Raw genomic sequence first — 26,994 nt, forward strand, 5'->3', positions numbered from 1 at the left:
CCGTCCCTCAGTCGTCCTCCCGTTCCTTCTCCGCCAGGTGGATCACGCACACCGTCACCGCGATCAGCAGCGCCGGGTCGGCGTCGTCGCGGACCACGTCGACGCCGTAGGTCTCGCGCACGTGCAGCCAGCGCCGGGAGATGACGGCCAGCAGCTCACCGTCGTACTCGACGGCGAACTCCCGGTCCATGATCTTGCCGCTGACGTCGAGGACCGTGCCGTCGACCAGCGTGACGCGGTAGTGGTTGCGCAGCAGGGAGAGCCGTTTGCGGCGCACGGTGGCCAGCGGCTCCCCCTCCCGCTCGATCACCATGGTGTCGCGCAGCGCGAACATCTTCTGGTGGATGTCGACGAGCACGCGCCCGCGGGTGTCCTTCAGCTCGAAGGTGTCCCGCACCCGCATGGCCTTGCCGTCGACGAGGAACACCTTGTTGCCCCGGTCGTCCTCGATCCAGTAGTCGTCACCGATGCTGAGGAGCCGGTCGCGTACGAGGAATCTCATGACAGGACCGCTTCCCCGGCACCGGCCCCGAAACGCCGCCGATAGGCCGACGGGCTGAGACCGGTCTCGCGCCGCAGCCGGACGCGCAGGTTGGCGGCGGTGCCCAGACCGCACCGGGCGGCGACGACGTCCAGGCGTCGCTCACCGCGCTCGATGAGCCGGCACGCGAGCGCCACGCGCTCCCCGGTGAGCCACGCCAGCGGGGTCGTGCCGAGCTGGGCGCGGAAGCGGCGGTGCAGCGTCGCCGGGGACACCGCCGCGCGCGTGGCGAGGTCGGCCACCGTCAGCGGCTCCGCCAGCCGCACCTGGGCCCACGCCAGCAGCGGTCCGAGCGACTCGTCCCGTACGTCGGGCAGGGGCCGTTCCACGAACTGCCGCTGCCCGCCGTCGCGGTGGGCCGCGAACACCAGGCGCCGGGACACCGCGCCCGCGATCTCCGCGCCGTGGTCGCGGCGCAGGACGTACAGCCCGAGGTCGAGCGCGGCGGCGCTGCCCGCGGCGGTGAGGATCTGCCCCTCGTCGACGTAGAGCACGTCGGGCTCCAGCCGCACCCGGGGGTGCAGCCGGCGGAAGGTGTCGGCCCACATCCAGTGGGTCGTGGCCCGCCGCCCGTCGAGCAGCCCCGCCTCGGCGAGCGCGAAGCTGCCGGTGCACAGGCTGACGATGCGCGCCCCACGCGCGTGGGTGCGCCGGACGGCGTCCAGGACGTCCGCACGGCGCGGTACGACGTTGTCGGGCCGCCCGGGCACCACCAGGGTGTCGGCGTCGTCCACGGCGTCCAGCGGGGCGGCGCCGGTCAGCGTGAAGAAGCCGTGGTTCATGCGCACCGCGCGCGTGGGCGTGCACAGGGTCACCTCGTACAGCGGCCCCGGCAGCCCGAGTTCCGGCCGGGGCAGCCCGAACAGCTCGGTGGCGACGCCCACTTCGAAGGGGTTGGTCCCCTCGTCGACGATCACGGCGACCCGGTGCGGCGCGGGCCGGGGCCGGCCCGGAGCGGGATGCGAGGATCCTTGCGGCATGTGCGATTCCTAGCACTCGCCCGTCCCGCCGTCACCCCCGAGGATGACGGACATGACGACCGAACGGACCCCTGAACGGACCCCCGAGCCCCTCTCCCTCGACGCCGTCCTCGCCTCCTTCACCCAGCGGTGGAGCCCCCGCATCGTCACCACCGTGAACGACTACGACGTGCGCGTCGCCCACGTGGAGGGCGAGCACGTCTGGCACGTCCACGACCACACCGACGAGTTCTTCCTGGTCCTCGACGGCGAACTGCACATCGCCCTGCGCGAGCCGGCCGGGGAGCGCACGGTGGTGCTCACCCGCGGCTCGCTGCTCACCGTGCCCCGCGGCACCGAGCACAAGCCGTACGCCCCCGTCCCCTCCGACATCCTGGTGTTCGAGCCCTCCGGCACCCTCTCGGTCGGCGACCGCCACGACGAGGTCCCGTCCCACGTGGACGCGACGACGGGCCACGCCCTGCCCTGATACCGCGCCCCGCCTGGCACCCTGGACCCATGAGCGACTCACCCGCCCGCCGTGCTCCCCGCCGCGTCCGCGTGCGCGCCCCCGAGCTGGTCGGCAGGGGCGGCTGGCTGAACACGGGCGGCCGTTCCTACCGCCTGGCCGACCTGCGCGGACGGGTGGTCGTGCTCGACTTCTGGACCTTCTGCTGCATCAACTGCCTGCACGTCGTCGACGAGTTGCGCGAGCTGGAGGAGCGGCACCGGGACACGCTGGTCGTCGTCGGGGTGCACTCGCCGAAGTTCGTGCACGAGGCGGAGCACGGGGCCGTCGTGGACGCCGTCGAGCGGTACGGCGTCGCGCACCCCGTGCTGGACGACCCGGAGCTCGCCACCTGGAAGCAGTACGCGGTGCGGGCGTGGCCCACGCTGGTGGTGATCGACCCCGAGGGGTACGTGGTCGCCCAGCACGCGGGTGAGGGCCATGTGCACGCCATCGAGCGGCTGGTCACGGAGCTGGAGGCCGAGCACGGGGCGAAGGGCACCCTGCGCCGGGGCGACGGCCCGTACGTCGCGCCGGAGCCGGAGCCGACCGCGCTGCGCTTCCCGGGCAAGGCGCTCGTCCTGCCGGGCGGGACCTTCCTGGTCAGCGACACCACCCGGCACCAGCTCGTGGAGCTGGCGGAGGACGGCGAGACGGTGCTGCGGCGCATCGGCTCCGGGAAGCGCGGGTTCGCCGACGGCGGGCCCGGGGACGCGTCGTTCAACGAGCCGCAGGGGCTGGCCCTGCTCGACGGCACCGGCGTGGTCGTCGCCGACACCGTCAACCACGCCCTGCGCCGCCTGGACCTCGGCTCCGGCGCCGTGACGACCCTGGCGGGGACCGGACGGCAGTGGTGGCGGGGCTCGCCGGTGTCCGGGCCGGCCCGGGAGACCGACCTGTCCTCCCCGTGGGACGTGGCGGTGTTCGACGGGCGGGTGTGGATCGCGATGGCCGGGGTGCACCAGCTCTGGGCGTACGACCCGGCCGACGGGACGGTGCGGGTGGCGGCCGGGACGACCAACGAGGGGCTGGTGGACGGCCCGGTCGCCGAGGCGTGGTTCGCGCAGCCCTCGGGGCTGGCCGTGTCGGCCGACGGAGAGCGGCTGTGGCTCGCCGACTCCGAGACGTCGGCGCTGCGCTGGGTGGACCGGGCCGGGATCGTCCACACGGCCGTGGGCACCGGTCTGTTCGACTTCGGGCACCGGGACGGCCCGGCGGGCCAGGCCCTGTTCCAGCATCCGCTGGGGGTCACGGTGCTGCCGGACGGCTCGGTCGCGGTGAGCGACACGTACAACCACGCGCTGCGCCGCTACGACCCGGCGACGGGTGAGGTGAGCACGCTCGCCACGGACCTGCGGGAGCCCAGTGACGCGGTGCTGGTGGGCGGCGACATCGTGGTGGTGGAGTCGGCCCGGCACCGGCTGACGCGGCTGCGCCTGCCGGAGGAGGCGGTGCGGGTGGAGGCCGTCGCGCACCGCACGCAGCGGGCGGCGACGGAGGTCGCGCCGGGCCCGCTCGCGCTGGAGGTGGTCTTCCAGGCGCCGGCGGGCCAGAAGCCGGACACCCGGTACGGCCCCTCGACGCGGCTGCTGGTGTCCGCCACGCCGCCGGAGCTGCTGCTGAAGGGCGAGGGCGCGGGCAGCGACCTGGCGCGCTACCTGGAGCTGAACCCGGCCGTGCCGGAGGGCGTCCTGCACGTCTCGGCCATGGCCGCGAGCTGCGACGACGACCCGGACAACCCGTACCCGGCCTGCCGTGTCCACCAGCAGGACTGGGGGGTTCCGGTCCGCCTCACCGAGGGCGGGGCGGACCGGCTGCCGCTGGTCCTGGCGGGGATGGACGGAACGGACTGAGGCGCGGTCCCGTGCGGTCGGGCCGACCGCGGGTCAGACGCCGTAGCCGTCGCTGTAGCCGCCGGGGCCGTGGTGGTGGTGGCGCTCCTCCTCGACGACGGTCGTCGTCGTGGGGGGCACCATGACGCGCCTGCGGCGCGCGATGCTGCTGAAGGTCGTCACCCCGATCAGGCCGACGATCATCAGGATGACGCCGACCAGGTCGAGGTTGACCCCCTGCATGTGCCAGTCGGTCGCGAACGTGAGAATGGCTCCCACGGCGATGAGGATGATGCACCCGCCGAGGCCCATGAGTGTCGCCTCCCTGTCCGGTCCGGTCCTTCCGGTCCGGACAGTCGGGTACCCCCGTTGTCAACCCCCATGCGGCGCAAGGGCGTTCCGGGCCGGGCGGCTAGCCCTCCAGGAACGCCGCCAGGGCGTTGGCCAGCAGGTACGGGTCGCGGTCGCCGCACAACTCGCGGGCGCTGTGCATGGAGAGGATCGCCACGCCGATGTCGACGGTGCGGATGCCGTGGCGGGCCGCGGTGATGGGGCCGATGGTGGTGCCGCAGGGCATGGAGTTGTTGGACACGAACGACTGGAAGGGCACGTCCGCCTTCTCGCAGGCCGCGGCGAACACGGCCCGGCCCGAACCGTCCGTGGCGTAACGGTTGTTGACGTTGACCTTGAGGATCGGTCCGCCGTTGACCCGCGGGTGGTGCGTCGGGTCGTGCCGCTCCGCGTAGTTGGGGTGCACGGCGTGGCCGGTGTCCGAGGACAGGCAGACGGTGCCGGCGAAGGCGCGCGCCCGGTCCTCGTAGGAGCCGCCGCGCGCGAACACCGAACGCTCCAGCACGCCGCCCAGCAGCGGCCCGTCGGCGCCGGTGTCCGACTGGGAGCCGTTCTCCTCGTGGTCGAAGGCCGCGAGGACCGGGATGTACCGCAGGTCCGCCGCGCCCGGGCCGCCGGCCACCGCGGCCAGCGCCGCCGTACCGGCGTGCACGGACAGCAGGTTGTCCATGCGCGGGCCGGCGACGAACTCCTCGTCGCGGCCGAGGTAGGCGGGGCGTTCGACGGGGTGCGTCATCAGGTCCCAGCCGGTGACGGAGCCGCGTTCGAGGCCGTTCTCCTCCTCCAGGAAGGCGATCAGGTCGCCGTCGCGCACGTCGTGGCCGAGACCCCACACCGGCTGGAGGTGGCGCTGCTTGTCCAGCTTGAGGCCCTCGGAGGCGACCGCGCGGTCGAGGTGGATCGCGAGCTGTGGCACGCGCAGCAGCGGCCGGTCGACGTTGACCAGGCGGCTGGAACCGTCGCGGAGGGTGAGCCGGCCCGCCAGTCCCAGGTCCCGGTCCAGCCAGGAGTTCATCAGCGGGCCGCCGTAGATCTCCACGGCCACCTGGCGCCAGCCGTGCGCGCCGGAGTCGGGGAGCGGCTTGACGCGCAGGTTGGGGGAGTCGGTGTGCGCGCCGACGATCCGGAACGGGGTGTGCGGGTCGGCGCCCTCGGGCACGTACCAGGCCACGATCGCGCCGCCGCGCAGCACGTACTTCCCGCCGCTCGTGCCGTCCCAGGCGTCGGTCTCGGCCAGGTGCCGGAACCCGGCCTTCTCCAGCCGCTCCGCGGCGGTCGCCACGGCGTGGTACGGCGACGGGGCGGCCGCGAGGAAGGACATCAGGTCGTCGGTGTGGCCGCGGTCGAAGCGGGGGGATTGGCTCATGGCATTCACCTTAACGACGGACGAGGGCCCGCTCCCCCTTACCGGGAGCGGGCCCTCGTGAGGACGGTGTGGAGGTGAGAGAAGGGTGTGTCCCTTGCGTCCTCAGAGGTCCGGTGGGACCTAGAACGCGGCCTCGTCGAGCTCCATGAGGTCCAGGTCGACGCCGGAGGCCACCTTGCGGGCCAGGGTGACGCCGGGCAGGACGGTGGCCGCGAAGAACTTCGCCGCGGCGATCTTGCCGGTGTAGAACGCCTGGTCCTTGGCGGAGGCGGTCTGCAGCTTCTCGGCGGCGATCGCGGCGCCCTTGAGCAGCAGGTAGCCGACGATGACGTCGCCGGAGGCCAGCAGCAGGCGGGTGGTGTTCAGGCCCACCTTGTAGATGTTCTTGACGTCCTGCTCGGTGGCCGCGAGGTCGGTCAGCATCAGGCCGACGATGGCCTCCAGCTCGACGGCCGCCTTGGCCAGGTGCTCGCGGGACTCGGCCAGCTCCTCGCCGCCGGTGCCGAGCGCCAGGAACGACTTGATGTCCTCGGCGAGGGAGTTGAGCGCGGCGCCCTGGTTGCGGACGATCTTCCGGAAGAAGAAGTCCTGGCCCTGGATCGCGGTGGTGCCCTCGTAGAGGGTGTCGATCTTGGCGTCCCGGATGTACTGCTCGATCGGGTACTCCTGCAGGAAGCCGGAGCCGCCGAAGGTCTGCAGCGACTGGGCGAGCTGCTCGTACGCCTTCTCGGAGCCGTAGCCCTTGACGACGGGCAGGAGCAGGTCGTTCAGGGCGTGCTCGGTGGAGGCGTCCTCGCCGGCGGCCTCCTTGAGCTGGATGGCGTCCTGGATCGAGGCCGTGTACATCACCAGGGCGCGCATGCCCTCGGCGTACGCCTTCTGCGTCATCAGCGAGCGGCGGACGTCCGGGTGGTGGGTGATGGTGACCTTGGGCGCGGTCTTGTCCATGAAGTTGGCCAGGTCCGGGCCCTGGACGCGCTCCTTGGCGTACTCGAGCGCGTTGAGGTAGCCGGTGGAGAGCGTGGAGATCGCCTTCGTGCCGACCATCATGCGGGCGAACTCGATGATGCGGAACATCTGGCGGATGCCGTCGTGCTTGTCGCCGATCAGCCAGCCCTTGGCGGGGTGCTTGTCGCCGAACGTCATCTCGCACGTGTTGGAGGCCTTCAGGCCCATCTTGTGCTCGACGTTGGTGGCGTAGACGCCGTTGCGCTCGCCCAGCTCGCCGGTCTCGAAGTCGAAGAGGTACTTCGGGACGAGGAAGAGGGACAGGCCCTTGGTGCCGGGGCCGGCGCCCTCGGGGCGGGCGAGGACGTAGTGGAGGATGTTCTCCGACATGTCGTGCTCACCGGAGGTGATGAAGCGCTTCACGCCCTCGATGTGCCAGGAGCCGTCCTCCTGCTGCACGGCCTTGGTGCGGCCGGCGCCGACGTCCGAGCCGGCGTCCGGCTCGGTGAGGACCATCGTGGAGCCCCACTGCTTCTCGACGGCGATCGAGGCGATGTGCTTCTGGACCTCGTTGCCCTCCTCGAAGAGGATGCCGGCGAACGCGGGGCCGGAGGAGTACATCCACACGGCCGGGTTGGCGCCCAGGATCAGCTCGGCGTAGGCCCAGATCAGGGAGCGGGGCGAGGTGGTGCCGCCGATCTCCTCGGGCAGGCCCAGGCGCCAGTACTCCGAGTCCATGAAGGCCTGGTAGCTCTTCTTGAAGGACGCGGGGACCGGTGCGGTGTTGGTCTCCGGGTCGAAGACGGGCGGGTTGCGGTCGGCGTCGGCGAAGGACTCGGCCAGCTCGTTCTCCGAGAGGCGGGTCAGCTCCTCCAGGACGCTCTTGGCGGTCTCGACGTCCATCTCCTCGAACGGACCGGTGCCGTAGACCTTGTCGCGGCCGAGTACTTCGAAGAGGTTGAACTCGATGTCGCGGAGATTCGACTTGTAGTGCCCCATGGCGAAGGCTCCCGGCTCCGTAGAGAGATCGGCGAGGCACTGGAATCCTCGCGCACGTTTACATACCAACAAGTAGCTCCGATGATGCTACCCGTCGGTAATAAGCCGCAACCCCATCCCCGCATCTGTGACCGGGCACACCGCTACGCTTGCGCCCATGTACGGATACGGCCAGCCCATGGACGGCGGCGCCGCGCAGCAGCAGTACGCCCCGCCGCAGCAGCCCATGGCGGGCGGTGTCGGGGGGTACGGCCAGCAGCCACCCCTGTATCCCGAGCCGTCCCCGCCCTCGCTCGCGGACGCCGTGCGCGCGTTCACGACCGGGCAGATGTCCGCCGAGGACTTCCAGCAGATCTTCGCCACGTCGAAGGTGTACTGCCCGCGCGGTGACACCCCCGGCTTCCTGGCGCTGCACAACACCCAGCAGCCGGTGATCCCGATGTTCAGCTCCCTGAAGGAGCTGCGCCGCTACGCGGGCAAGGAGTCGAAGTACTTCGTCATCACCGGCGCCGAGGTGATCGACCTGCTGCCCACCGGCTACGGGTTCGTCCTGGACATGGAGGGCGAGCACCGCATGGTCTTCGACGCCAAGGCGGTCGAGCAGATGGTCGACTTCGCGATGCGCCGCATGTACGGATAGGGCGCTGCGCAACGGCGCGACCAGCGCCCTCGTGCCCGGGGAGCCCGGAGGGAATGCCCTCCGGGCTTCCGCTGTTCTGGGGTGGCAGAAAGTTCAACGCTCAACTAAACTGGGCGTACCAAGGAGGTACCGACATGCCTGCAGTGACCGTCGAGAACCCGTTGACGCTGCCCCGTGTGACCGCACCGGCCGATGCCGTGGCGCGTCCGGTGCTCGGCGTCACGACCGCGCCGAGCGGTTTCGAGGGCGAGGGCTTCCCGGTGCGCCGGGCGTTCGCGGGGATCCACTACCGCCACCTCGACCCGTTCATCATGATGGACCAGATGGGTGAGGTGGAGTACGCGCCGGGCGAGCCCAAGGGCACCCCCTGGCACCCGCACCGCGGCTTCGAGACCGTCACCTACATCATCGACGGGATCTTCGACCACCAGGACTCCCAGGGCGGTGGCGGCACCATCACCAACGGCGACACCCAGTGGATGACCGCCGGCTCGGGCCTGCTGCACATCGAGGCCCCGCCGGAGTCGCTGGTGATGTCGGGCGGCCTCTTCCACGGCCTGCAGTTGTGGGTGAACCTCCCCGCCCGGGACAAGATGATGGCGCCCCGCTACCAGGACATCCGCGGCGGCCAGGTCCAGCTCCTCACCTCCCCCGACGGCGGCGCGCTGCTGCGCGTCATCGCCGGTGAGCTGGACGGCCACGCCGGGCCCGGCATCACGCACACCCCGATCACGATGATCCACGCGACCCTCGCCCCGGGTGCGGAGATCACCCTGCCGTGGCGCGAGGACTTCAACGGCCTGGCGTACGTCCTCGCGGGCCGCGGCTCGGTGGGTGCCGAGCGGCGGCCGGTCCACCTCGGCCAGACCGCCGTCTTCGGCGCCGGCGGCTCGCTGACGGTCCGCGCGGACGACAAGCAGGACTCCCACACCCCGGACCTGGAGGTCGTCCTGCTGGGCGGCCGGCCGATCCGGGAGCCGATGGTCCACTACGGCCCGTTCGTGATGAACACCAAGGACGAGCTGATGCAGGCGTTCGAGGACTTCCAGAAGGGCCGCCTGGGCACGGTCCCGGCCGTGCACGGCATGACGGAGAGCGGCCCGGAGGCCTGAGCCTCCCCGTCGTCCCCGGTCGTCCCCGCGAGGGTGACGCGGCGTCCGATCTGACGTCGCGTCACCCTCGTGGCACGTCCGGCGGGACAGCCGGGCCCCGGCGTGGTGCGGTGGGGGTGTGCTGCTGCTTCCCCCGTCCGTCCGCCGGCTCGCCGCGTGGTGCGTCGTCGTGCTGTTGGTGTGCGGCGTCGGGTGGGTCGGCATCCGGCTGTGCGTGGAGTTCCGTACGGCCGTCACGCCCGTGCTGCTGGCGCTGCTGGGCACCGCGCTGCTGCGGCCGCTGCACCGGCGGCTGATGCGATTGCGGGTGCCGCGGTCGCTGTCCGCGGGGCTCACCTGTGCCGCCGTCGTCGCCGTGGTGGGCGGTGCCGTGTACATCGTGGTGGCCGCGCTCGTCGACACCGGGGACCAGATCGTCGCCTCGCTGCAGGACGCGGCGCGCTCGCTCCCGCGGCACTTCGGGACGGCGGACACCTCCCTGGACGACCTGACGTCCCACGGGCGCGAGCTGCTGGGCAAGTTCGGCGGGACGGCCGCGTCGGGCGTCGTCAGCGGGGTGAGCGTGGTCGGGGAGACCCTCGCGATGGCCGTGCTGGCGCTGCTGCTCGTCTTCTTCTTCCTGCGCGACTCCGACCGCGCGGTCGGAGCGCTGCGCTCGCTCGCCCCGAACGGCACCGCCGACCTGCTGGAGGCGATGGCCCGGCGGGCGTTCCGCGCGGTCGAGGGCTTCATGCGCGGGACGACGCTCATCGCGCTGATCGACGCCCTGTGCATCGGCGTCGGCCTGCTCGTCCTCGACGTGCCCGGCGCCGCGGGGCTGGCCGCGCTGGTCTTCGTCGGCGCCTACATCCCCTACCTCGGCGCCTTCATCTCCGGCACGGTCGCCGTGCTGGTGGCGTTCGCCGACCGGGGCTTCGTCACCGGGCTGTGGGCGCTCGGCGTCGTGCTGGCCGTGCAGGTCCTCGAGGGGCACGTCCTGCAGCCGGCCATCCAGAGCCGGACCGTGCAGATGCACCCGGCGGTCGTCCTGCTCGCCATCACGGCCGGTGCGTCCGTCGCCGGCATCGTCGGCATGCTCCTCGCCGTCCCCCTCACGGCAGCGGCCTTCGGCGTGGTCAACGAACTCCGGGAGCGCTACGGCGCGCAGGCGCCGGGGCAGCCCTCCCCCGGGGACACCGGCTAGGGGGTCGCGGCCGCCGGGTCCTGCCCCGTCCCGTCCTCGCACAGCTCGAACCAGATGCTCTTGCCCTCGCCGCGCGGGGCCACCCCCCAGGTGTCGGCGAGGAGTTCGATGAGCAGCAGGCCGCGGCCCGAGGACGCCATCTCGCCGGGGCGGCGCTTGTGGGGCAGGTCGTCGCTGGTGTCGCTGACCTCGACCCGCATCCGCCGCCCGGCCGGACCGCTCGACACCTCGGCGACCAGCAGCGCGTCGGCGTCGGTGTGGACGAGGACGTTGGTCAGCATCTCGGAGACCAGCAGGACCGCCGAGTCGACCTGGTCGGCCGAGGCCCAGTCGTGCAGCAGCTCGCGGAGCTGCTGCCGGGCGACGGCGATCCGCTCGGGCTCGGCCTGCGCGACCGTCAGCATCGTGCGGCGCGTGCGGGGCCGGGCGGGGGCGGCCGGGCCGAGGGAGCCGGCGCCGTGCCGGCACAGCAGGAGCAGCGCGATGTCGTCCTCGCGGCGGTCGGTCAGCCGGCCCGTGGTGTGGTGGGAGGAGGGGCCGTGCACCGCCTGCACCAGGGCGTCGGCCAGGTCCTCCAGGCCGGCGTCGTGCTCCTCCAGGATGCGGCGGACCCGCTGCCAGCCGGTGTCGAGGTCGTGCCCGCCGGTCTCCAGGAGGCCGTCGGTGCACAGCATCATCGCCTCGCCCGGCTCCAGCAGCAGCCGGGTGGTGGGGTAGTCGGAGTCGGGGTCCACGCCGAGCGGGGGCCCGCCGGCCGTGTTGCGCAGGATGACCGTGCCGTCGGCCAGCCGGATCGCCGGGTCGAGGTGGCCCGCCCGGGCGGCCTCCAGGACCCCGGTGGCGGGGTCGACCTCGACGTAGAGGCAGGTCGCGAAGCGCAGGTCGGAGGGGTCGTCGTCGCTGGGGGCGATCGCGGCGAAGAAGCGGGAGGCGCGGGAGAGGACCGCGTCGGGGCGGTGGCCTTCGGCGGCGTACGCGCGCAGCGCTATCCGTAGCTGGCCCATGAGCCCGGCGGCCCGTACGTCATGGCCCTGGACGTCGCCGATGACCAGCGCGAACCGTCCTCCGCCGGAGGGCGAGCCGCCGGGCAGCGGGATCATGTCGTACCAGTCGCCGCCGACCTGGAGACCGCCGCCGGTGGGGATGTAGCGGGCGGCGAGCGTCATGCCGGGTATCTCTGGGCCCAGGCGGGGCAGCATGGTGCGCTGGAGGCCGTCCGTCAGCTCGCGCTGGGTCTCGGCGGCGCCCGCGCGGGACAGGGCCTGCGCCAGCATGCGGGCCACGGTGGTCAGCACCGAGCGCTCGTCGGGCGTGAACGCCACCGGGTAGGCGAAGGCCGCCATCCAGGCGCCCATCGTGCGCCCCGCGACCGTCAGCGGCAGGAAGGCCCAGGAGCGGCGGCCGAACTGCTGGGCGAGCGGCCAGGTGAGCGGATAGCGCTGCTTGTACTGCTCGACGGTGGACAGGTACACCGCGCGGCCGGTGCGGACCACTTCGGCCGCCGGGTAGTCGGTCTCCAGCGGCATGTGCAGGAACGGCATCTCGTCGCCCGGCTGCTGGCCGTGGTGGCCGATGATCGTCAGCCGGTCGCCCTCCACCCCGAAGACGGCGAGGCCGTCCGGGCTGAAGCCCGGCATCGACAGCCCGGCCGCGACCCGCAGCACCTCCTCCGTGGAGCGGGCCTCGGCCAGCGCGCGGCCCGCGTCCAGCAGGAACGCCTCCCGCGAGCGCCGCCAGTCGCCGGTGACGGCGGTGCGCCCGGCGGACGTGCCGGGGGCCGGCTCGGTGACCTGCTGAAGGGTGCCGATCAGCTCGTACGCCTTCTTCACGGGGTCGAAGGAGGGCTTGGAGCGGCTGCGCACGACGCGGATGATGCGGCCCCGCTCGTCCATGATCCGGATGCGGACCTCGGCCAGGGTGCCCTCGGCGACCGCGAGCTGTACGACGCCGGTGATCTCGTTCCAGTCGACCGGGTGGAGGCGGGCGCGCGTCTGGGCCTCGGTGAGGACGGTCCCCTCGGCGGGCAGGCCGAGCAGCCGGGCCGCCTCGGCATCGACCGTGACCAGGCCGGTGGACGTGTCCCAGTGCCAGACTCCGGTCGCGAGGGCGGCGAGAACCTCACCCACGGCGGGCAGGGGCTCACCAGTGCGCATTGCCCCACTTTAAGAAGAGCGTCCCGGGACGTGCCACCGAACGGATGTGAGACCCGCCACTGTCGGGCCGTGATCACCGGGCCGTGAGGGAGGAGAGCCGGGGGTGAGCCGCCCGGTACGCTGGGGGGTGTTTCACGTGAAACACCGGCCGAAACCGGCTGCGACCGGGCGGTACCGGCCGAAACCTCCACCCCGATCCGCGAAGACTGGATGAACGACGATGCATCGGTACAGGTCCCACACCTGCGGCGAGCTCCGCGCTTCTGACGTCGGCACCGACGTCCGGCTGAGTGGCTGGCTGCACAATCGGCGCGACCTGGGCGGCATCCTCTTCATCGATCTGCGCGACCACTACGGCATCACGCAGCTCGTGGCCCGTCCCGGCACCCCCGCCTACGAGGCCCTGGACAAGCTCTCCAAGGAATCGACCGTCCGCGTCGACGGCAAGGTCGTCTCCCGCGGCGCCGAGAACATCAACGCCGACCTGCCCACCGGCGAGATCGAGGTCGAGGTCGGCGAGGTCGAGCTGCTGGGCGCGGCCGCCCCGCTGCCGTTCACGATCAACACCGAGGACGGGGTCAACGAGGAGCGGCGCCTGGAGTACCGCTTCCTGGACCTGCGCCGTGAGCGCATGCACCGCAACATCATGCTGCGCACCCAGGTCATCTCGGCCATCCGGCAGAAGATGAGCGGGCTCGGCTTCAACGAGCTGGCCACCCCGATCCTGACCGCGACCTCCCCCGAGGGCGCGCGCGACTTCGTGGTGCCCTCCCGCATCCACCCGGGCCGCTTCTACGCGCTGCCGCAGGCGCCGCAGCAGTTCAAGCAGCTCCTGATGATCTCCGGCTTCGACCGCTACTTCCAGATCGCGCCCTGCTTCCGCGACGAGGACGCCCGCGCCGACCGCTCGCCGGGCGAGTTCTACCAGCTCGACGTCGAGATGAGCTTCGTCGAGCAGGAGGACGTCTTCCAGCCGATCGAGAAGCTCATGACCGAGCTGTTCGAGGAGTTCGGCGGCGGCCGGCACGTCACCTCGCCGTTCCCGCGCATCCCGTTCCGCGAGGCGATGCTCAAGTACGGCTCCGACAAGCCGGACCTGCGGGCCCAGCTGGAGCTGGTCGACCTCACCGACGTGTTCGAGAACAGCGAGTTCAAGGCGTTCGCCGGTCAGCACGTGCGGGCGCTGCCCGTGCCGGCCGTCCAGGACCAGCCCCGCAAGTTCTTCGACCAGCTCGGCGACTTCGCCGTCTCCCAGGGCGCCAAGGGCCTCGCCTGGGTCCGCGTCGGCGAGGACGGCAAGCTGTCCGGGCCGATCGCGAAGTTCCTCACCGAGGAGAACGTCAAGGTCCTCACCGAGCGCCTCGGCCTGGAGGCCGGGCACGCCGTGTTCTTCGGCGCGGGCGAGTTCGACGAGGTCTCCAAGATCATGGGCGCGGTGCGCGTCGAGGCCGCCAAGCGGGCCGGCCACTTCGAGGAGAACGTCTTCCGGTTCTGCTGGATCGTCGACTTCCCGATGTTCGAGAAGGACGAGGAGACCGGCAAGATCGACTTCTCGCACAACCCGTTCTCGATGCCCCAGGGCGGCATGGAGGCCCTGGAGACCCAGGACCCGCTGGACATCCTGGCCTGGCAGTACGACATCGTCTGCAACGGCGTCGAGCTGTCCTCCGGCGCGATCCGCAACCACGAGCCGGACATCATGCTCAAGGCGTTCGAGATCGCGGGCTACGACCGCGAGACCACCGAGCGCGAGTTCGCGGGCATGCTGCGCGCGTTCCGCTTCGGCGCCCCGCCGCACGGCGGCATCGCCCCCGGCGTGGACCGCATCGTCATGCTCCTCGCGGACGAGCCCAACATCCGCGAGACGATCGCCTTCCCGCTCAACGGCAACGCGCAGGACCTGATGATGGGCGCCCCGACCGAGCTGGAGGAGTCCCGCCTGCGGGAACTCCACCTGACGGTGCGCAAGCCGCAGCCGAAGTAGGACTGCGCCTGACTCCGCCGAAGGGGGCGGGAAACGATCCGTTTCCCGCCCCCTTCGGCTTGTCCCCGGCCCGTCCCGGTGCCGTCAGGCCCAGAAGGAGAGGCCGGTGCCGCCCAGCATGGTCGAGTCCTGCTGGGTCAGGCCGAGCGCGGCGGCCGTGAACAGGCGGCTGCGGGTGGTCGTGGGGCCGGAGGCGACGCCGGGAGCCGACCGACCTGGTCGCCGCCTACAACGCGGCGGCGTCCCACGGCGGGTGGTCCGGCTCAGAATCCGAGGCAGGTGATCTGGACGACGTAGACCCGTTGGCTGCGTACGACGACCTGGTACCGGAACATGCCGCCCGGCACGATGACGTCGCCGCCCTTCGGATCGAAGCCCTCATGGTCCCGACCGTGAAGGTGGAGGGCTTCGGCGGCCCTGACGAGCTCGTCCGCCTTCCTTTCCACCTGGGCGAGGAAGGCGGCGGGTGCGGAGCGGGCGGCTTCCTCGGCGCCGAAGGCGTACTCCCACTTCCAGCTCAACCGCGCACTGCCCTCATGGCCTGGTCCAATACAGCGGACAGCTCGCGTAGGGCTTCTTCACCGACGCTCGGGTCCTCGTCCTCGAGCCTGCTCTCCGCGCGCTCGAATCGGGCCGCCAACTCCGGTCGGCGGGCGATCTCGATGTCCCGGGCCCAGCGGAGGACCCAACTCTGTACGGGGCTCAGGGACTGCCACTCGACGGCCTTGGCGAACGCCTCGTCCTTCGTGGCCTGCATCTCCGCGAGGCGGCCCGGAGCCACGACGGCGAGGGCCGCACGGAGGGCCTCGGGTGTGTGCTCGGGACGGGGAACCAGCTCGCGTCCGTGGTCGGGCAGAGTGCTCATGGTGTCCTCCAGGCGTACCCCGACCAGGGTATCCGGCCGAGCCGCCACAGGGAGGGGCCGCTGTAGGTCATGGGCGAGTCTCACTGCTGGTGGTCGCTTCCCTCTGGTTGGGGTGACTGAGCGGGTCGGCAGTCGCGGCAGCGGCCGGGGGTCGGGGCGCGGAAGGGGCGGTCGCAGCCGTCGCACGTCTGGAACGGGTGGCGGGGGGTGGGGGGAGGGGTGAACGGGGGCGGGGGTGGGAGGTGCGCCGTCAGGCGGTGGGCCAGGAGGGCGGCCGGGCGGGTCAGGGGCTCCTGTGGCAGGTTCGCGGTCAGGGCGTGGCGTACGGCCGTGGGGGTGAGGTCGCGCTCCAGCCAGGCGGCGACCCCGGGGGCCAGGTGTTCCGCGTCCGTGGCCGACAGGAGCAGGCGGGGGTCGTGGCGGCGCAGGCCCGCCAGGACGTCGACGGCCGTCCGGAGGAGCGCGGGGGCCGGGTACGCGGGCTGCGGGACGGCGGGGAGGCGCTTGCGGGGGGCCGGCTCGTCGGGGGTCGTGCGCCGGGCGGGCCTGCGGGGTGCCGTCTCCCGGGCGGCGGCCCGGTGACCCGGGCGGTTGCAGGACACCGTCCGGGTCACGATCCGGCCCGTCACGGTGCGCTCGCGGCTGCGGCGCAGGTAGCCGTGGGTCTCCAGCTCGCGCAGCGCCGCCGCGATGCGGGTCGGGCCCTCGGGGAAGCGGGCGGCCAGGGTCTTGATGTCGACGGCCGTGCCCGGGCGCACCGACTGGATGTGGCAGGCCAGTCCGATGGCGAGCAGGGACAGCTCCGGGTGCTGCGCCAGGTCGTTGCCGATCACCGTGAAGTTCTCGGTGTGGCGGACGTGTTCGTGGACGACGCCGGCCGGACGGTACCCGGCGGGGTGGTTTTTCGCCGGGACACGGGACTCGGCGGGGGTGGTCGCGCTACGGTTTTCGGTGTCCATCGGGAAGTTGCCCTTCCTCGGTGGTCAGGCCCTCGCAGTGGGATGGCAGTCCCGGCGAGGGCCGTCGCATGTCTGGAGTTGTCGCGTGCTGCTGGCGCTGAGCGTAGGGCACGCAACCGGGTGCGAATCCAGCCCAGTTGGGCATATTCACTCGCCGGAGTGACGCCGCCCGGCGGGAGGGAGGGGTGGGGCTTGGTGGGGTGCTTTTTCCCCGGTGGGTTGTTCTTGGGGAGCGCCGGTCCGACCGGGGCGTGGGGGTTCAGGTTCCGGTGACTGCCCAGCCCGGTGGGTGACTTCGGCCCACACCGTCTTGCGGGGCGGCAGGCCCGGGACGACCCCCCAGCGGTCCGCCAGGGCGGCCACCAGCGCCAGGCCCCGGCCGCCCTCGGCACCCTCGTCCGTAGCTCGGCGGTGCGGGAGCCGGTCACCCCGCGTGTCCGTCACCTCGATGCGGAGGGTGTCGCCCACCACGTACAGCAGGAGCCGGAAGTTGCGGCCCGGTACGCGGCCGTGGGTGGCGGCGTTGTTCGCCAGCTCGGCCACGATGAGCCGGGCCGGGTCCAAGGGAAGCCCCCAGTCGCGCAGTTGCTCGGTGGCCAGCAGGCGGGCGAGCCGGGCACCACGCGGGGTCGGGGACAGCAGGACGCTGAAGTTCTGGATCACGTCACTCAGCGTGGCCGGATGCGCCTACCGTGGGGAGTGACACCGTGCTTGCGTACGGTGACTGTCCGGTCGTTGTCCGGCCGTGTCCGGGCCTGTCGGGGGGAGGAACGCGCATGTCGGTGGACGGTGAGGTCCGGCGTCTGAGGACCGAGGCCGACGAGCCCGGCTGGGAGGTCGACCCGGACGACGAGTGGGGCGTGGCCGTCGTCGCCACCGTGGGGCGGCAGGTGAAGCTGCGGCGCGAGGCCGTCGGCATGCGGGCCGGCGAGTTCGGCCGGGCCGTGGGGTACGGCGAGGACCTCGTCTACAAGATCGAGAGCGGCAAGCGCATCCCCCGGCCCGAGTTCCTGGACAGGGCGGACGAGGTGTTGGACGCGGGCGGGCTGCTCGCGGCGATGAAGGAGGACGTGGCCAAGGTCCGCTATCCGAAGAAGGTGCGGGATCTGGCGGACATGGAGGCGCGGGCCGTTGAGATCGGGGTCTACGAGAACAGCAACATCGCCGGTCTGTTGCAGACCGAGGAGCACATGGCGGCGCTGTTCGGGGTGTGGCTCCCCGCCTACTCGGACGAGGAGACGGAGCGCATGGTGGCCGCGCGCATGGCTCGTCGTTCGATCTTCCAGCGGTCCCCCGCGCCGACGCTCAGTTTCGTCCAGGAAGAGGCGACGCTCCGGCGGCCGGTCGGGGGCAGACTGGTGTGGCGTCGTCAGCTCGAACGTCTGCTGGAGCTGGGCGCGTTGCGCAACGTCTCGATCCAGGTGATGCCGACGGAGACGGAGGACCACTTCGGCACGGGCGGACTGATCGAGGTGCTGAAGTTCCCGGACGGTACGGAAGTGGGGCGCTCCGAGGGGGCGTTCAACGGCCGGCCCGTGACCGATCCGAAGCAGATCCGCATTTTGGACCAGCGCTATAACATGATCCGGGCCCAGGCGCTCACGCCCCGAGAGTCACGGGCTCTCATCGAGCAGATGCTGGGAGAGACATGAGCGGCAACCCCTCCACGCCGACCTGGTTCAAGAGCAGCTACAGCAGTAGCGGCGACGGCAACTCCTGCGTAGAAATCGCCCGCACCCCCGGCACCGTCCACGTCCGTGACTCCAAGTACCGCGACACCGGCCCCCGGCTCGCCCTCGCGCCGCAGGCGTGGGCCGACTTCCTCCTGCTCGCCGCCGGGCGCTAGGGCTCCGGGTCCGCGTCCGGGGACGCGCCCTCCTCCAGCAGGCGTTCCGCGATGTCGTCGGACCAGTGCTGGGCCCACGCGCGCAGGCCGGGGATGGAGGCGGCGTCCAGGCCGTACGCCGTGAACGCGCTGTCGGGGTAGTAGTCCGAGCCCGTCAGGCGGGACTGGAGGGTGGGCAGGTCGAACGGGTCGCGGGCGTGCCGGCGGCCCAGCTCCTCCAGTTCCGGGAAGCCGAAGCGGGCGGCGGCCGCGCGGGCGTCGATCAGGTCGACGGCCGCGCCCCGGTCGTACAGGGCGCGGATCTTGGTGCCCACCGCGTCCTCCAGGGCCAGTACCGGGCCGAGGTCGGTGACGGCGAGCGGGTGGCGCAGGGCCTCCTTGTGCAGGGACAGCTCGCTCGTCTCCCCGGTCTCCGGGTCCGTGACCGTGAGCTGCGCCGACAGCGGGGTGAGGGAGCGGACGGCCACCTCGTGGCCCCGGTCGGTCAGCGCCCGCTCGACGGCGGCGGTGACCTCCTCCATCGGCTCCGGGGCCTCGGTGGCCAGGTCGACGTCGGCGTGGGGGCGCTCGATCAGGCCGTGGGCCTCCAGGGCGTGGCCGCCGGCCAGGGCCAGTGGATGGGACAGGCCGGCGGCGCCTGCGTCCGCGAGGAGACGCGCGTGGGGTGCGGGAACGTTCACGGGGTGTGGAGCGTAGCGGTCCACGCCCACACCCCGCTGCTCACGCGCTGCGCGCTCAGGCGTCCTGGCCGCCGAAGCGCTCCTTGTAGCCCTCCAGGTCCTCGTCCGTCAGCTTCGCGAACAGCACCGGCGGGATCGTGAACGGCGTACCGGCCGGGAGCGCCGTCAGCGACCGCGCCTCGTCCGCGGTGACCCAGCGCGCGGTGTCGTCCTGCAGCGTGAACGCGGCGCGCATCGCGGCCGACGTGGTCGGGATGAACGGCTCGGAGACCACCGCGTACAGGTGGATGAGGTTCATCGCCGTGCGCAGCGTGAGGGCCGCGCCGTCCTTGTTCGTCTTGATCTCCAGCCAGGGGGCCTTCTCCTCCAGGTAGGAGTTGCCGGCCGACCACAGGGCGCGCAGCGCCGCCGCCGCCTTGCGGAACTGGAGGGCCTCCATCTGCTCCTCGTACTCCGCGAGCAGCCGGGCGATCTCCGCGCCGAGCTTCGCCTCCGCCTCGCCCGGCTCGCCGCCCTCGGGGACGGCCTCGCCGAAGCGCTTGCGGGAGAAGGACAGGACGCGGTTGACGAAGTTGCCGAGGGTGTCGGCGAGGTCCTTGTTCACCGTGGCCGTGAAGTGCTCCCAGGTGAACGACGAGTCGTCCGACTCCGGGGCGTTGGCCATCATGAAGTAGCGCCAGTAGTCGGCGGGCAGGATGTCGAGCGCGTCGTGCGTGAACACGCCCCGGCGCTGCGACGTGGAGAACTTGCCGCCGTAGTAGTTCAGCCAGTTGAAGGCCTTGATGACGTCGACCTTCTTCCACGGCGCCCGGGTGCCGAGCTGGGTCGCCGGGAACATCACGCTGTGGAAGGGGACGTTGTCCTTGCCCATGAACTGCGTGTAGTGGACGTCGGCGTCCGACTCCCACCACCACGAGCGCCAGTCGCGGTTCTCCGGGTCCTGGTCCGCCCACTCCTTCGTCGCGCCGATGTACTCGATCGGGGCGTCGAACCACACGTAGAAGACCTTGCCCTCGGCCGCCAGGTCCGGCCAGGTGTCCGCGGGCACCGGGACGCCCCAGTCCAGGTCACGGGTGATCGCCCGGTCGTGCAGGCCCTCGGTCAGCCACTTGCGGGCGATGGAGGACGCCAGCACCGGCCAGTTGTCGGCCCGCTCGTCCACCCACGCCTCGACCTCGCCGGCCAGCGTCGACTGGAGCAGGAAGAGGTGCTTGGTCTCGCGGACCTCCAGGTCGCTGCTGCCGCTGATCGCCGAACGCGGCTCGATCAGGTCCGTCGGGTCCAGGACACGGGTGCAGTTCTCGCACTGGTCGCCGCGGGCCTTGTCGTAGCCGCAGTGGGGGCAGGTGCCGATGATGTAGCGGTCCGGCAGGAAACGGCCGTCGGTGATCGAGTAGACCTGGCGGATCGCCCGCTCCTCGATGAAGCCGTTCGCCTTCAGCTCGCGGGCGATCTCCTGGGTGATCTCGTGGTTCTGCGGGGAGGAGCTGCGGCCGAAGTAGTCGAACGCGAGGCTGAACCCGTCGTAGATCGCCTTCTGCTGCTCGTGCGCCTGGGCGCAGAACTCCGCCACCGGCAGGCCCTGCTCCTGGGCGGCCAGCTCGGCGGGGGTTCCGTGCTCGTCCGTCGCGCAGATGTAGAGGACGTCGTGGCCGCGCTGGCGGAGGTACCGGGAGTACACGTCCGCCGGGAGCATGGACCCCACCATGTTGCCCAGGTGCTTGATCCCGTTGATGTACGGAAGGGCGCTGGTGATGAGGTGTCGAGCCATCGGGGGCTGCTCCCAGGTCGGGTTGTTTTACGAACCTGGAAATGGTAGCCGACATGGGTCGGCCGCCCGCTTGCCGTTTTACGGCGTGGGAAGCGGGCGGCCGGGGTGGTTCTGCGGCTTGCCTACGGGCGCGGGCGCCAGTTCGTGAGGACGCCTTCGTAGAGCTCGGCGTCCGTCAGCTCGCGGGGGGTGGGGCCCGCGTGGAAGAACGACACGTTGTCCGTCTTCAGCTTGCGGAGGTAGTCGAACGCCTTGTTGTCGTGCTCGCCGAACGCGACGAAGGAGAAGAACACCTCCGGGTGCTTCTTCGCGGCGTCCGTGAGGGCCTGGGTGGCGGGGGTCTTCGCGTCGGGCGCGCCGTCCGTCTGGAAGATCACCAGGGCGTCGGCCTTGGGGTCCTCGGACTTCTTGTGGTGGGCGAGGACCGCCTCCACGGCGGCGTGGTAGCTGGTACGGCCCATGCGGCCGAGGGACGCGTGCACGTCGTCGATCTTCGTGGCGCGGTCGGGGTCGGTGGGGGTGAGGTCGGTGGTGCCGTCGACCTCCGTCGAGAAGAAGACGACGTGGACGGTGGGGGTGTCGGCGGGGTCCAGGTGCTCGGCGAGGGCGAGGATCTGGTCGGCGAGGGCCTGGGCGGAGCCGTCCTTGTAGTACGGGCGCATGCTCGCGGAGCGGTCGAGCACGAGGTAGATCTTGGCGGGGGTGTGCTGTCTGTCGAGCTTGGCGAGGGCGTGGGCGACGGGGTTCCGGGGCTCGGGTACCTCGGCCTCGGCTTCGCCTTCGGCCTCGGTCTTGTTCCCACCCGCACCACCCGTGCTGCTTTCGTCGTCGGGTGCGGGTGGCCCCTGCGGGGTGTCCTCGCCGTCGGCGGCCGCGGGCTCGTCCGGCGTCGGCTCGTCCTCGACGGCCTCCGCCGTCTCGGCCTCCGGCTCCTCAGCCGGCTCCGCCTCTGCGGCCGGCTCCTCCTGAGGCTCAGCCTTTTCCTCCACCTGCGGCTCCGCCTCGGCGGCCGGCTCGGCCTCGGCCTCGGCCTCTGCGGCGACCGGTTCCTCGGCTGCGGGCTCCTGCGCCGTGGGCTTCTCCTCGGCCTCCGGCTCTGCCGCGGCCGGCTCCTCAGCGACGGACTGCGCCTCGGCCTCCGGCTCCTCAGCTATCGGCTCCTCGGCGGCCGGCTCCTCGGCGGCCGGCTCCTCGGCCTCCGGCTCCTCAGCTATCGGCTCCTCGGCCGCAGGCTCCTCAGCGGCAGGCTCCTCGGCGGCAGGCTCCTCGGCCGCAGGCTCCTCAGCGGCCGGCTCGGCCTCGTCGGCTGCGGCCTTCTCCTCGGGCTTGGGCTCCGGCGTGACCGGCTCCGCCTCGGTGGTCGGCTCGGGCTCGGGCTCCGGTGCGGGCGGCTCCTCCTCGGTCTCCGGCTTCCGTGCTGCCGCCGGAGGGACCGTGACGTTGTCGAAGGCTGCCGCCACCAGCTCGTGTTCGTCGTCCGCCGCCGTGCGGGGCTCCGGGATCGTCGGCGTCTTCGCGGGTTCCGGGGTCGCCGGAGTCGCCGGGGTCGCCGGGGTTGCCTCCTGGGAAGGGGACGCATCCTCTGGCTGGGGCCCCCGGCCCTTGCGTGGCCTGCTGAACGCGTTTCGCAGGAGAGTGAGAATGCCCATGTGCGCAACCCTTCGCGTGAGGTGAGCCGTCGATCCCTGGCCAGGACGGACACGTAAGGTTAGCGGCGGTCGGTGTCAATACCGCCCCCTGGCCTCGGGAACCGTGCCGCTGCCCGGGATTCACCCGTCGTTCACCGCCGCGCCGCGCCCCCGCACGGACCCGCCCCTAACGTCACGTCCACACCAAGGGCATGCAAGGGGAGAGCAAAGTGCGCAAGCTGCTGCCGATCATCGGGACGCCGTCCGCGGCCCATCCCGGCGGGCGTTCCGCCATGACCTGTCGCTTCCGGTGCGGTGACGCCTGCTTCCACGAGGTCCCCAACACCAGCGACAACCCGTACGTCGGCGACGTCATCTCCGGTGCGCTCAGCCGCCGTTCGGTGATGCGCGCCGCCGCCGTCGTGACCGTGGCGACCGCCGCCGCGGGAACCGTGGCGGGGACCGTGGGGGCTCCGGCCGCCTCCGCCGCGCCGGCCGGGAAGGCCGGGCGGCCCGCCGGCAAGGGTGACGGTGCGCGCGGGCTGCGGTTCGGCGCCGTCGCGCCCAACACCACCGACGCCGTCGTCGTGCCGGACGGGTACCGGCAGAACGTCGTCATCCGCTGGGGCGAGCCCATCCTGCGCGGTGCCCCCGCCTTCGACCCGGAGCGCCAGACCGCCGCCGCCCAGGCCGGTCAGTTCGGGTACAACAACGACTTCCTCGCGCTGCTGCCCCTGCCGGGCGAGCACGGCCGGCAGCTCCTCGTCGCCAACCACGAGTACACCGACGAGGTGCTGATGTTCCGCGGCTACGACGCCGCCGCCCCCACCCGGCAGCAGGTCGAGGTCGCCTGGGCGGCGCACGGCCTGTCCGCCGTCGTGGTGGAGGAGGACCGCCGTACCGGGAAGCTCACCCCCGTGCCGCGCCACCACCTCAACCGGCGGGTCACCGCCACCACCGAGTTCCGGCTCACCGGGCCCGCCGCCGGGTCGGACCTGCTGAAGACCTCCGCCGACCCGACCGGCACCAAGGTGCTCGGCACGCTCAACAACTGCTCCGGCGGCACCACCCCGTGGGGCACGACCCTGCACGGCGAGGAGAACTTCAACCAGTACTTCGCCAACAGCAGCCGCCCCACCGACAAGCGGTACGGCATCGGCACCGGCGCCACCGAGCGCAAGTGGGAGCGTTTCGACCAGCGGTTCGACGTCGCCCAGGAGCCCAACGAGGTGCACCGGTTCGGGTACGTCGTCGAGTTCGACCCGTACGACCCGTCGTCCACGCCGCGCAAGCACACCGCGCTCGGCCGGTTCAAGCACGAGGCCGCCACCGTGCGGCTGACCGCCGACGGGCGGCCCGTCGTCTACTCCGGTGACGACGAGCGGTTCGACTACTTCTACAAGTTCGTGAGCAGCAAGCGCATGCGGAAGGGGTCGGGCCGCGCCGTGCGCGAGCACAACCTCTCGCTGCTCGACGAGGGCACCCTGTACGTCGCCCGGCTCACCGGTGACTCCCCGGCCGCCGACATCGACGGGACGGGCAAGCTGCCCGCCGACGGCGAGTTCGACGGCAGCGGCGCGTGGATCCCGCTGGCCACCGCGACCGCCGACGGCGCCGTCTCGCACGTCGAGGGCATGACCGCCGACGAGGTGTTCGTCTTCACCCGCCTCGCCGGTGACAAGGTCGGCGCCACCAAGATGGACCGGCCCGAGGACATCCAGCCCAACCCGGTCTCCGGCAAGGTGTACGTCGTCCTCACCAACAACAGCAACCGCGGGGTCGGCGCCAACGCCAAGGCGGACGAGGCCAACCCGCGCACCGCCAACAAGCACGGGCACATCCTCGAGCTGACCGAGCGGCGCAACCGGCCCGAGTCGCTGACCTTCGCCTGGTCGCTGTTCCTGGTCGCCGGCGACCCCGAGGACCCGGCCACCTACTTCGCCGGGTTCCCGAAGGACCGGGTCAGCCCGATCTCCTGCCCGGACAACGTGGCCTTCGACCCGCACGGCAACCTGTGGATCTCCACCGACGGCAACCAGCTCGGCTCCCACGACGGCCTGTTCGGCGTGGCCACGCGCGGCGAGCGGCGCGGTGAGCTCAAGCAGTTCCTGACCGTGCCGACCGGCGCCGAGACCTGCGGCCCGATCGTCCAGGACCGGCGCGTCCTGGTCGCCGTGCAGCACCCGGGCGAGGTCGACGGGGCGTCCGTGGAGAAGCCCGCGAGCACCTGGCCCGACGGGCCCGGCCGGATCGTGCGCCCCGCGGTCGTCGCCGTGTGGCGGGCGGACGGGCGGGACATCGGCGTCTGAGGGTCTCCCTCGTGACGTCGTCCCCGTGCACGTCGTCCGTGCGGCGGGGGCCGGGGTCTCCGCCGCACCGGTCATCGGTCATCGGTCACCGGTCCGCCGCCTCCACGCGCGTGAGGAACGCGGCCAGGGCCTCGTTGAACGCCGCCGGGGCCTCCAGGTTGGGCAGGTGGGCGGTGCGGGGGATCACCGCCAGGGCCGCGTCGGGGAGCGCGGCGTGCAGGGACGTGGCCTCGGCGACCGGGGTGTACGTGTCGTCCTCGCCGACGACCACCAGCGCCGGGACGGTGACCTCGGCCAGCAGGGGGCGGTAGTCGGGGCGTTCGGCCCGGCCGCGCAGGGCCGCGGCGGCGCCCTCGGGGGAGGCGGCCGTCATCATGCGGTGGACGTGGGCCTTGACCTCGGGGTCGGCGTACGGGGCGACCATCTTCTCCAGGACCTCGTCGGCGTAGCCGCGCAGGCCCTCGGCGAGCAGCCGGTCGGCCATGGCGGCGCGGGCCGCCTTCCCCGCGCCCGTCTCGGGGGCCGCCGAGGTGTCCGCGAGGACCAGGCCCCGGACGCGGTCGCCGAAGCGGCCGTAGCACTCCAGCGCGATCTGGCCGCCCATGGACAGGCCGGCCAGCACGAAGCAGTCCACGCCGAGGGTGTCGAGCAGTTCCTCGACGTCCTCGGCGAAGCGGGACAGCGGGGTGCGGCCGGGGGTGACGGGGGAGGCACCGTAGCCGCGCAGGTCGGGCACCACGACCCGGCGTTCCGCCGCGAACGCGGCCACCTGCGGGGCCCACATCGTGCGGTCGAAGGGGTGGCCGTGGATCAGGACAAGGGGAAGCAGGGGGGAATCCGCGCCTTTGTCCTCGTATGCGAGGAAGGGGGTCATGGGAGCGACCCTAGGCGCGGCCAACTCCTCGGTGCAATAAGCTCTTTGTCCTCGGTGCAATGCCGGGGTGAGGGTGTGGGACGAGGGTGGAGGCCAGGGGGGCGGGCATGGAGTCCTATCGGCGCATCGTCGAGCAGATCGCCGGTGACATCCGGGACGGGCGGCTGCTGCCCGGGCAACAGCTGCCGCCGCAGCGGGTGTTCGCCCGGCGCCACCGCATCGCGCCCTCCACCGCCGGGCGGGTCTACGGCGAACTCGTGCGGCGCGGGCTGGTCGTGGGCGAGGTCGGACGGGGGACGTTCGTGCGGGCCGCGCCCGAGGCGCCGGCGGGGCGGGCGCTGGTCGAGGGCGGCGGCACCGGCGACGTGGTGAACCTGGAGCTCAACTACCCCTCCGTCCCCGGCCAGTCGGAGCTGCTGGCCCCCGCGCTCGCCCCGCTGCTGCGCCCCGACGTCCTCACCGAGGCCCTGCGCCCGGCCCCGGCCGCGGGGACGCCGGCCGCCCGCGAGGCCGCCGCGGCGCTGCTCGCCGTCCCGGGCGGTCCCGCGCGGGCCGGTTGGCGGCCCGGGGCCGGGCAGGTGCTGTTCACCGGGAACGCGCGGCAGGCCATCGCCGCCGCGCTCGCCTCGCTGGTGCCGGCCGGCGGGCGGGCCGGGGTCGACGAGCTGACGTATCCGCTGGTCAAGGAGATCGCCGGGCGGCTCGGGGTGCGGCTGGTGCCGGTCGCCGGGGACGAGGAGGGGATGCGGCCGGACGCCCTGGCCGCCGCGCACCGCTCGGGCGCGCTGTCCGCCCTGTACCTCCAGCCGGCCCTGCACAACCCGACCTCGCGGGCGACCGGGGAGCGGAGGCTGACCGAACTCGCTTCGGTCGTCGGGGACTTGGGGCTGCCGGTGGTGGAGGACCGGATCTGGTCGTTCCTGCGGCCCGGGTCCGTGCCGCTCGCCGCGCACCTGCCCGGCCTCGCGCACGTCGTCGACGGGCTGTCCAAGCGGGTCGCGCCGGGCCTGACCGTCGGGTTCCTCGTCGTGCCGCCCGGGCGGGTGGAGACGGTCGCCGCGGCCGTGCGGTCCGGCGGGTGGAGTGCGGGGCGGTTCGCGCTGGAGGCGGCCGTGCGCTGGCTCGGGGACGGGACGGTGGAGCGGCTCGTCGCGGCCAAGCGCGAGGACGCGCGGCGGCGGCAGGAACTGGTGCGCGAACACCTGGCCGGGCTGCGCGTGCGCAGCGACCCCGGCGCCTACGTCGCCTGGTGGGAGCTGCCCGCGCCCTGGCGGGCCGACACCTTCACCGCCGCCGCGGCCGCGCACGGCATCGCCGTCACCCCGGGCACCGCCTTCACCGTCGACCCGCACCGCACGCCGTCCGCCGTCCGCCTCGGACTCGCCTCGGCCCCGCCGCCCACGCTCGGCCAGGCGCTGCGGACGCTCGCCGCGCTCGCCCGCACGGGCCCGCCCGGCGGCTGAGCCGGGTGACGGTGGTGACGGTG

The 26,994-nt window shown here is 72.4% G+C and carries 24 protein-coding genes; 10 read left to right on the forward strand and 14 right to left on the reverse strand.

The features are described 5' to 3' along the window. Positions 1-7: 7 nt before the first annotated feature. Positions 8-502 (reverse strand): LURP-one-related/scramblase family protein, encoded by a 495-nt coding sequence (locus E4U92_RS02290; RefSeq protein ID WP_137298529.1) that lies wholly within the window; start codon positions 500-502, stop codon positions 8-10. Continuing rightward, a complete protein-coding gene (locus E4U92_RS02295; RefSeq protein WP_137298530.1) occupies positions 499-1,521 on the reverse strand; it encodes a GlxA family transcriptional regulator in 1,023 nt (340 codons plus the stop codon). The genes E4U92_RS02290 and E4U92_RS02295 overlap by 4 nt, the downstream gene beginning before the upstream one ends. 52 nt (positions 1,522-1,573) lie before the next feature. Between E4U92_RS02295 and E4U92_RS02300 the strand changes: the two genes are divergently transcribed. Beyond that, the gene (locus E4U92_RS02300) at positions 1,574-1,990 is read left to right on the forward strand and encodes a cupin domain-containing protein (protein ID WP_137298531.1); all 417 of its coding nucleotides are present in this window, start codon (positions 1,574-1,576) and stop codon (positions 1,988-1,990) included. A 29-nt stretch (positions 1,991-2,019) separates the two neighbouring features. Continuing rightward, positions 2,020-3,861 carry an NHL domain-containing thioredoxin family protein gene (locus tag E4U92_RS02305; protein WP_137298532.1) on the forward strand — a complete coding sequence of 614 codons (1,842 nt, stop codon included), beginning with the start codon at positions 2,020-2,022 and terminating at the stop codon, positions 3,859-3,861. A gap of 33 nt (positions 3,862-3,894) precedes the next feature. On the opposite strand, the gene E4U92_RS02310 is transcribed toward E4U92_RS02305, so the two are convergent. The 3 genes from E4U92_RS02310 to E4U92_RS02320 all read right to left on the reverse strand — a co-directional run bounded on the left by E4U92_RS02310 (position 3,895) and on the right by E4U92_RS02320 (position 7,504). Further along, positions 3,895-4,152 carry a DUF6458 family protein gene (locus E4U92_RS02310; protein WP_067242103.1) on the reverse strand — a complete coding sequence of 86 codons (258 nt, stop codon included), beginning with the start codon at positions 4,150-4,152 and terminating at the stop codon, positions 3,895-3,897. Between the two features lie 100 nt (positions 4,153-4,252). After that, on the reverse strand, positions 4,253-5,557 hold the full coding sequence (locus E4U92_RS02315; protein WP_137298533.1) for a M18 family aminopeptidase: 1,305 nt from the start codon (positions 5,555-5,557) through the stop codon (positions 4,253-4,255). 120 nt (positions 5,558-5,677) lie between these two features. Further along, positions 5,678-7,504: an acyl-CoA dehydrogenase gene (locus E4U92_RS02320; RefSeq protein ID WP_137298534.1), complete on the reverse strand. Its 1,827-nt coding sequence runs from the start codon at positions 7,502-7,504 to the stop codon at positions 5,678-5,680. Between the two features lie 157 nt (positions 7,505-7,661). Between E4U92_RS02320 and E4U92_RS02325 the strand changes: the two genes are divergently transcribed. The 3 genes from E4U92_RS02325 (at position 7,662) to E4U92_RS02335 (ending at position 10,439) form a co-directional block, all read left to right on the forward strand. Beyond that, positions 7,662-8,144, forward strand: coding sequence for an SseB family protein (locus tag E4U92_RS02325; RefSeq protein ID WP_137298535.1), 483 nt, complete (start codon positions 7,662-7,664; stop codon positions 8,142-8,144). A gap of 134 nt (positions 8,145-8,278) precedes the next feature. Further along, entirely contained in the window at positions 8,279-9,256 is a 978-nt protein-coding gene (locus E4U92_RS02330) for a pirin family protein (RefSeq protein WP_137298536.1), read from the forward strand. A 118-nt stretch (positions 9,257-9,374) separates the two neighbouring features. Further along, positions 9,375-10,439, forward strand: a complete 1,065-nt coding sequence (locus E4U92_RS02335) for an AI-2E family transporter (protein WP_137298537.1) — start codon at positions 9,375-9,377, stop codon at positions 10,437-10,439. Here the strand turns inward: E4U92_RS02335 and E4U92_RS02340 are convergent. Next, positions 10,436-12,592 (reverse strand): SpoIIE family protein phosphatase, encoded by a 2,157-nt coding sequence (locus tag E4U92_RS02340; protein ID WP_137298538.1) that lies wholly within the window; start codon positions 12,590-12,592, stop codon positions 10,436-10,438. The two genes, E4U92_RS02335 and E4U92_RS02340, sit on opposite strands and share 4 nt — an antisense overlap. Positions 12,593-12,812: 220 nt before the next feature. On the opposite strand from E4U92_RS02340, the gene aspS reads away from it, so the two are divergent. Then, positions 12,813-14,576: an aspartate--tRNA ligase gene (gene aspS, locus E4U92_RS02345; RefSeq protein WP_137298539.1), complete on the forward strand. Its 1,764-nt coding sequence runs from the start codon at positions 12,813-12,815 to the stop codon at positions 14,574-14,576. 263 nt (positions 14,577-14,839) lie between these two features. On the opposite strand, the gene E4U92_RS02350 is transcribed toward aspS, so the two are convergent. The 4 genes from E4U92_RS02350 to E4U92_RS02365 form a co-directional block, all read right to left on the reverse strand. Further along, positions 14,840-15,097, reverse strand: coding sequence for a cupredoxin domain-containing protein (locus E4U92_RS02350; RefSeq protein WP_137298540.1), 258 nt, complete (start codon positions 15,095-15,097; stop codon positions 14,840-14,842). Next, on the reverse strand, positions 15,094-15,441 hold the full coding sequence (locus tag E4U92_RS02355; protein WP_137298541.1) for a hypothetical protein: 348 nt from the start codon (positions 15,439-15,441) through the stop codon (positions 15,094-15,096). Before E4U92_RS02355 ends, E4U92_RS02350 begins: the two co-directional genes overlap by 4 nt. Positions 15,442-15,521: 80 nt before the next feature. Then, a complete protein-coding gene (locus tag E4U92_RS02360) occupies positions 15,522-16,400 on the reverse strand; it encodes a helix-turn-helix domain-containing protein (RefSeq protein ID WP_137298542.1) in 879 nt (292 codons plus the stop codon). A gap of 147 nt (positions 16,401-16,547) precedes the next feature. Next, positions 16,548-17,063: an ATP-binding protein gene (locus E4U92_RS02365; protein WP_137298543.1), complete on the reverse strand. Its 516-nt coding sequence runs from the start codon at positions 17,061-17,063 to the stop codon at positions 16,548-16,550. A 113-nt stretch (positions 17,064-17,176) separates the two neighbouring features. Between E4U92_RS02365 and E4U92_RS02370 the strand changes: the two genes are divergently transcribed. Then, a complete protein-coding gene (locus tag E4U92_RS02370) occupies positions 17,177-18,052 on the forward strand; it encodes a helix-turn-helix domain-containing protein (RefSeq protein ID WP_137298544.1) in 876 nt (291 codons plus the stop codon). Continuing rightward, on the forward strand, positions 18,049-18,246 hold the full coding sequence (locus E4U92_RS02375) for a DUF397 domain-containing protein (protein ID WP_137298545.1): 198 nt from the start codon (positions 18,049-18,051) through the stop codon (positions 18,244-18,246). The genes E4U92_RS02370 and E4U92_RS02375 overlap by 4 nt, the downstream gene beginning before the upstream one ends. On the opposite strand, the gene E4U92_RS02380 is transcribed toward E4U92_RS02375, so the two are convergent. The 3 genes from E4U92_RS02380 to E4U92_RS02390 all read right to left on the reverse strand — a co-directional run bounded on the left by E4U92_RS02380 (position 18,243) and on the right by E4U92_RS02390 (position 22,346). Continuing rightward, complete coding sequence (locus E4U92_RS02380; protein ID WP_137298546.1) at positions 18,243-18,926, reverse strand: nucleotidyl transferase AbiEii/AbiGii toxin family protein; 684 nt, start codon at positions 18,924-18,926, stop codon at positions 18,243-18,245. The genes E4U92_RS02375 and E4U92_RS02380 overlap by 4 nt on opposite strands. A 55-nt stretch (positions 18,927-18,981) precedes the next feature. After that, entirely contained in the window at positions 18,982-20,697 is a 1,716-nt protein-coding gene (gene metG, locus E4U92_RS02385) for a methionine--tRNA ligase (protein WP_137298547.1), read from the reverse strand. A gap of 122 nt (positions 20,698-20,819) precedes the next feature. Beyond that, a complete protein-coding gene (locus E4U92_RS02390; protein ID WP_137298548.1) occupies positions 20,820-22,346 on the reverse strand; it encodes a VWA domain-containing protein in 1,527 nt (508 codons plus the stop codon). A gap of 209 nt (positions 22,347-22,555) precedes the next feature. On the opposite strand from E4U92_RS02390, the gene E4U92_RS02395 reads away from it, so the two are divergent. Next, on the forward strand, positions 22,556-24,634 hold the full coding sequence (locus E4U92_RS02395; protein WP_137298549.1) for a PhoX family protein: 2,079 nt from the start codon (positions 22,556-22,558) through the stop codon (positions 24,632-24,634). 85 nt (positions 24,635-24,719) lie between these two features. Here E4U92_RS02395 and E4U92_RS02400 read toward each other — a convergent pair whose 3' ends face one another. Then, on the reverse strand, positions 24,720-25,508 hold the full coding sequence (locus E4U92_RS02400) for an alpha/beta fold hydrolase (protein WP_137298550.1): 789 nt from the start codon (positions 25,506-25,508) through the stop codon (positions 24,720-24,722). Between the two features lie 107 nt (positions 25,509-25,615). Between E4U92_RS02400 and E4U92_RS02405 the strand changes: the two genes are divergently transcribed. Then, entirely contained in the window at positions 25,616-26,971 is a 1,356-nt protein-coding gene (locus E4U92_RS02405) for an aminotransferase-like domain-containing protein (RefSeq protein ID WP_137298551.1), read from the forward strand. Positions 26,972-26,994: the final 23 nt, after the last annotated feature.

This window comes from Streptomyces galbus (genome assembly GCF_005280195.1).
Taxonomy (GTDB): domain Bacteria; phylum Actinomycetota; class Actinomycetes; order Streptomycetales; family Streptomycetaceae; genus Streptomyces; species Streptomyces galbus.